The organism is Nonomuraea sp. NPDC049607 (assembly GCF_040675375.1).
Taxonomy (GTDB): Bacteria; Actinomycetota; Actinomycetes; order Streptosporangiales; family Streptosporangiaceae; genus Nonomuraea.
Genome location: NZ_JBFAOV010000106.1, coordinates 1 through 1,393, shown reverse-complemented (window position 1 = coordinate 1,393; position 1,393 = coordinate 1). Strand labels below are relative to the sequence as shown.

1 protein-coding gene and 1 pseudogene are annotated in these 1,393 nt (G+C 64.9%); one reads left to right on the top strand and one right to left on the bottom strand.

Translation table 11 applies throughout. The features are described 5' to 3' along the window. Positions 1 to 911, bottom strand: a 911-nt coding sequence (locus tag AB0J97_RS51610) for an ATP-binding protein (protein WP_364104824.1), incomplete at its 3' end; no start/stop codon positions are given. A 301-nt stretch (positions 912 to 1,212) separates the two neighbouring features. Here AB0J97_RS51610 and AB0J97_RS51605 point away from each other — a divergent pair. Then, positions 1,213 to 1,302 (top strand): annotated as a pseudogene (locus tag AB0J97_RS51605) (peptide-methionine (S)-S-oxide reductase); the annotation flags it as partial. Positions 1,303 to 1,393: the final 91 nt, after the last annotated feature.

Here is a 1,393-nt window from a genome sequence, read left to right as displayed (position 1 = left end):
ACTCGGGACGGGGTCAGGCCTGCCAGATGGGCGCCAAGTCCGGAGTCGACCAGCAGCAGTTTGGGTGTCGCGATCGCGCGTGTGGTCGCGTTGGATGACCAGGCCGGAATCCGTCTGATGACGTACACCAGGTCGAGCAGGTCGATATAGCGCTTCACGGTGTTTCGAGGCAGCCCGAGATCGCGGCTGATGTTGTCGATCACAGTCAAGCCGCCCATCCGGCCAGCGAGGATGTTGAGCAGACGCCGCATATCGGCGGGTCGCTCGATATCGGACATCTGCTTGACGTCTCGGTTGATCAGATCGGAGATGTAGGACTCGAAGAAGCGGGCTCTTCTGCGATGGGACGGGCGGTGGACGGCCTCCGGATAGCCCCCGCGTAGCGCGCGATGCAGGTAGTCGGGACGACGCAGTCCGGCAGCAGCGACCTTGAGATCATGACCTTGCCGGAATGCCTCGTCCACGAAGCTGTCGTCGCTCCGTTCGATCTCCCCCTGGGAGAGCGGCCAGAGTTCGATTGTCTCGGATCTGCCGGGAAGCGCGTCCGGCAAGTCCCGGAGGCCCAGAAGCCGGGCGGATCCCGTCAGCAAGAAGCGCCCCGGCCGTGGATCGGCGTCTACTTCCCGCTTGATGGAGAGAAGGAGATCCGGTACGCGCTGGATCTCATCGATGAGAAGAAGTCCGTCATGATGCACGACGCCATCGGGATCCTGTCTCGCCGCCGCGCGTACGGCTGCCTGGTCCAGGTAGATCTCGCCGGCTCCTGCCGTCTGACGCACGATCGCCTGGGCCAGAGTGCTCTTGCCGACCTGCCGGGCGCCATTGATCACCACTACACGGGTGTCGGTGAGGGCTTCCATCGCCATGGCCTCCGCGCGACGAGGGAAGAGCGTGAGTTCATCCGTGTCCACGGTGCGGAGAATACTCCGCACCGACAGGTGGTGATAGCAGATTTGCCGTACGGGCCTTGGCGGATCTGCCGCAGCTGTAATGGCGGATCTGCCGTGCAGCGGCCCGGCTTCTCGGAAGTGTGGGAGGAGACGCCGAACAAGAGTGCGAGATGTTCGCCCCAACCCCGGAGAGGCTCTGTCAAGGGTGCCGTCCACATCAGCCTTACGCCACAGGACGCGCCGAAGCCGTCCAGAGGGCGGTCCCCGTTGTGAGTGCCCGAGTGGGAGGCATTTGATGCCTGAACTGGAGCGCTACCGCCACCAGTACTTGTACAAAGTGCCCAACGGGTACTGCGGGATCGGCGGGACCGGCGCGTCCTGCCCCGTCGGTCTGGCCTCCGGCGAAGGTTGACCTGCCGGGCGCGGGCCGTGTGGCCAGGGCGGCCCGCGTTCGGGGACACCTGAGCCCGTCCATCAGGTCGTGGAGGACGCGGTCCACAATG